Consider the following 4722-nt stretch of genomic DNA (forward strand, 5'->3'; position numbering starts at 1 on the left):
CAATAAATAATATCGGCAGTGCTATTTTTTTATTTCCATGAAGCAAACCTATTTTTTTAATGTTTAACGTTACACTTACGTCTTTTATAATCTTATCACTTCCCAAAAGATTAATTTGATGTATTCCTTGTTCAACCACCAATAAATCTTTAGTTTTAATGACATCATTCAACTGCGTATTCTCATTGTAATATACTAGTTTATCATTTTTTTGAGTAGCACTAGCAGTAGCCGAAAAAGAACCTAATACATTGTTTATTTGAGAAATAATGGTGTCATTTTGCTTCATCTTGACTTCAATATTCTTTAAACTTACTTTTTTAATTTTTTTAAAATACTCCGATTCATTTAAAAAAGATATCAGTGGCTCTGCTATTTCTTTATCAGAAATTTGACGGTCACTCTCAAATAAGATAGTGTGATAGGTATAATTTTTACTAGTCACATTATCTTCAATAATTTTTTTGATGTCGCCATTATCCGCCATTAATTTGATCAACTCAAAATTTTCTGGCGTGTTTTTAATAAAATTGTACACATCTGCAATAGGTTCAATCTCAATTCTTGACAAACGTTTAGGATGAACAATCCCAACTACGTTTTTTAAGAATAATGTGTCTTTTGATTTAATTTTTGATTCAATTAAATCCACTTTTGAATATAAATAATCTACACTACCAAAATTAGGCTGAACAATAATAGAATGCTCATAACTTTTTTGTGTCTTGTCTAGATACAAGCCCAGACCAAAACCAACAAGAACCAAAACTGAAACCAGTATTGCATTGCGAATAAAAAACTGGATTCCTTTAAAAATAGAAGTGCCAATCCAATCAAAAAAATTTCCAATTTTTTTGGAAACCTGATTCAAATCTATTTCTTGATCCTCTTGGTTATTGGGCACATTTGTACTCATTTATAGTTATTATTTTACGTTGAAAATTTGTTCCAATATTTTAATTGTGATCAAGTAAGTTGGTTTTACACCTGTTGTTCCTAAACCACCTGAAGCCAGTGTACTTCCTGTTTCAAGCGGATTATCTGAAGCGTAATAGGCATAACGTACTTTGATGTCATGAGGAACACTTCTTCTAATTTTTGAGGCCGATTGAATGGCTTTTTGATAATAAGAACCTTCCATTTCAAGACCAATAATTCCCCAAGTTGATTCGTGGAAAAACTTTAATAAATCTCTGTTCTGTAATGACGTACCTAACACAGTTACCATTGGTCCCGCAAAAACTGCAATGTCATTTCCTTCAAACATCTCAGCCGTTAGTTCGTTTTCAAAGAAATAATTGTCTGCTGTTCCTTCGTTAATATGCGCATTAGGAATCATGATATCTCCTTTTCCTCCCTCTAAAATTCCTGCTTTACCCATGATAGAAACCGATTCTACGTTTAATAAAGTGTCTTTCTTAAAAGGTTTCAACAACTCGTCAATTGTCTCATAGGCTTGTTCCCCAAAAGCATAATCCATCACTATTAAAACTGGTTTTTTATCATCAGTCTTGGCACCAGGAAATGAGGTTTTAGCCCAATTAATCTTGGCTGTATCAAAAATTTGCACATCAATATTAGTTCCTGATGTATCTGGCAAAGAAATCATTCCTTGTTTTATTGCAACTGCAGTAACTTGATTGCGTACCTCATCAGCTCCGGATCTACTTAACTCTTCATAAATAAAGAAATCCGATTTGTCTTTGAACTTCGTTTTTAAAACTTCAGTTGCAAAAATCGAATTCATCACACTGTGCATATTGGCACTAATTACGTGAATTGGTCGGTCTAAAAGTTGATTCTCTTTTAAAACCTCTTTAATATTGGTAGCCCAAACTTCGCCATGAATGTGGTGTCCTAAACGTTCTCTTAAAATTGGACTAAAAGTGATGGTTCTCTTGTTGTCATCAACTATTTCTTCAATAGCTAATTTTCCTAACCAATAAATCACGTGTAAAAAACGGTCTGGTGATGCTGCTGAACCAAAGGCATCATAAATATCCAAAACCTCAGCAAAAGTTCTACCTAATATGTTAGCTGCATGCGAGATGGCTTTTTCTTTCTCTACTTGCGTAAGCTTTTTCTTTTGAGAAACTGCCTGTTCTAGTTTGTACCAGTCACGAGAAACCTCACCAGCATCATCGAGTAAAACACGGTTCCTGATTTTGTGCGATTCAATAAATATAAAGGTCAAGTGCGTTAAAATATCGTAAATATCTGATCGCCCTCTTGTAATTTCGACATTCATTTGCTCCTCATCAATTCGGTAGCAATTACGACGTCTTTTTGGAGGAACAATAGCTTGAAAATGCGATTTAGAGTAACCTTCGTCTGAAGTAAGATTGATAAAACGACATTCTTCAATTCCTACCGGCAAACGTTCAATTACGTATAAAAGTCCGTTCAATTCTACTTTCTCTTCGGCAATATTTCCGTAAATTTCTGGTCGTAAAGCAAGCAACGCTTCACGAAGTGTATCACCTGACACTCCCATTGGCTTATAAAATCCTCTATTAAAAAGATGGCGCATGGTGATGTACATTTTTTCAATGGCTGCTGATGATTCTTGAGCTCTTGAGCGCGATATATTTTTTGTTTCTTTCATTTTCTACTTATTTTCTAACCTGCAAAGGTATGACATTTATTCTCTTTTTAACAAATCCACTATCTTTCTATCATTCGAAAGTCTTGGAATTTTGTTTTGACCCCCTAATTTCCCAATCGATTTCATGTATTCTTGGAAACCGTTTTTAACTACTTTGGTAACCACCACTTTTTGCAACACCTTGCCCACAATCAAATCATCATAATACATGTTTTGTTTTCGCATGGCATTGTCCAGCGCTTCAGCAAAATTCTCTAAATCTTCTGGTTCTCCCGATCCTTCGGAATCAAATTCTATAAACCATTCGTGATACGGTAATCCCTCGACTGGCGTGATTTGTGGGGCTACTGTAAATTCATTAATTCTGATTGATGTTCCTATGATGGCTTCTTGCAACGCACTTTCTACTTCCTTACCAATAACATGTTCTCCAAAAGCCGATATGTAATGTTTGATTCTGCCAGATACAATGACGCGATACGGTTTTAAACTCTTAAACTGAACGGTATCACCAATATTATACCCCCAAAGTCCTGCATTGGTAGAAATTATCAAAACATAATTGACATTCAATTCAACCTCGCCAATGGTGTAACGTCTTGGTCCCGAACCATCGGGATCGGTATAAAATTCGTCACTTTTGATAAACTCATAAAAAATTCCGGAGTTCAGCAGTAGTAACATTCCTTTTTCCTTTTGAGAATCTTGATACGCAAAAAATCCTTCCGAAGCTGGAAATAATTCAATGCTGTCTACTTTTCGACCTATTAAATTCTCAAACTTCGCCCGATACGGTTCATAATTCACACCGCCGTAAATGAACAAATTAAAGTTTTTAAAAATTTCGCCCACAGGCTTCCCTCCTTTTTGATGCAATTTTTCAAAATACATTTGCACCCACGACGGAATCCCTGAAATCACAGCCATATTCTCGTGGAACGTTTCCTCTACAATGGCGTTTACTTTGGTTTCCCAATCTTCAATGCAATTGGTGTCCCAAGATGGCATTCTGTTTTTTTGAAGGTATTTTGGAACAAAATGCGCTACAATTCCGGATAAGCGCCCTAATTTTATTCCGTTTTTTTCTTCTAAAAGTGGGCTTCCTTGCAAGAAAATCATTTTACCATCTACAAAATCAGCCTTACCCGTTTCATGAATGTAATGCAATATTGCGTTTCGAGCTGCCTCAATATGATACGGCATTGATTCCTTAGTCAACGGAATGTACTTTGCTCCTGATGTTGTTCCTGATGTCTTAGCAAAATACAAAGGTTTCCCTTTCCATAGAATATCTGCTTCGCCTTGTACCACTCGGTCAACATAAGGTTTTAACGCCTCATAATCTCGAATAGGAACTTGCTTTGCAAAGTCTTTTTCGGTTTTTATACTTTCAAAATGATGGTCTTTTCCAAACTGAGTAGTGCTTGCTTGAGCAATTAATTGTTGTAATACTTTTTGCTGTGTAGCAACTGGTTCTGCTGCCCATTTTTGCGTTTTCTGGTATATTTTATGTGCAAATAATTTTGCAGCAAATGATTTTATTGACATTATGTAAGTGCTTCTTTTTAAAGATTTTTAGTTTGACTTTTTAGTTTTAGAACCTGATGTTTTTGCTTTTTGGTCCTCAAGTGCAACTTGTTCTCGTAACTCCAACTCAGCATCAGTAGCGGACAAGTCTATTTCTTTATCTGAAGTAGTTGCCGATTCTAAAATGGAATCCTTGTTGAATTTTGCGTATTCTAATTTTCCGGTCAATACCTTTTTTATTCCATTCAAATAATCCTCATTTTGTTTAATAGCCTTAGACAAAGAGTCTGATTTTAAAGCAAGTTCTATGGCTTCTCTTTTTAATTTTGAGGATGAATAGCCTGGTATAAACTCTCTCAAAGGAGTAAATGCAATTATAAAAGTAGTAACAATTATAATAAGTATTGCCCCTACACTCGCTACTACAAATACATTCATTAAAGTAAGTTTCAAGGAAAAAGTTTCTTCAAAAGTATCCTCGTTTAAGATAATTAAACGCCTCTTATTGAATAAATTTTCCTTTATTAATTTACGTTTTAGTCTTTTCTTGGACATAGAATTTGTTTATCAAACAAATATAACAATAATTG

4 protein-coding genes are annotated in these 4722 nt (G+C 34.6%); all 4 read right to left on the bottom strand.

The window, feature by feature from the left end:
* Positions 1–916: hypothetical protein (locus FPG59_RS13960; protein ID WP_086455193.1), on the bottom strand; the 916-nt coding region annotated here is incomplete at its 3' end.
* Positions 917–925: 9 nt separating this feature from the next.
* On the bottom strand, positions 926–2605 hold the full coding sequence (locus tag FPG59_RS13965) for a hypothetical protein (RefSeq protein WP_086455194.1): 1680 nt from the start codon (positions 2603–2605) through the stop codon (positions 926–928).
* 36 nt (positions 2606–2641) lie between these two features.
* Positions 2642–4153, bottom strand: coding sequence for a GH3 auxin-responsive promoter family protein (locus tag FPG59_RS13970; protein ID WP_086455195.1), 1512 nt, complete (start codon positions 4151–4153; stop codon positions 2642–2644).
* Between the two features lie 27 nt (positions 4154–4180).
* Complete coding sequence (locus tag FPG59_RS13975) at positions 4181–4687, bottom strand: peptidase (RefSeq protein ID WP_086455196.1); 507 nt, start codon at positions 4685–4687, stop codon at positions 4181–4183.
* Positions 4688–4722 lie beyond the last annotated feature (35 nt).

The organism is Flavobacterium sp. FPG59 (genome assembly GCF_002150205.1).
In the GTDB taxonomy this organism is placed as follows: domain Bacteria; phylum Bacteroidota; class Bacteroidia; order Flavobacteriales; family Flavobacteriaceae; genus Flavobacterium.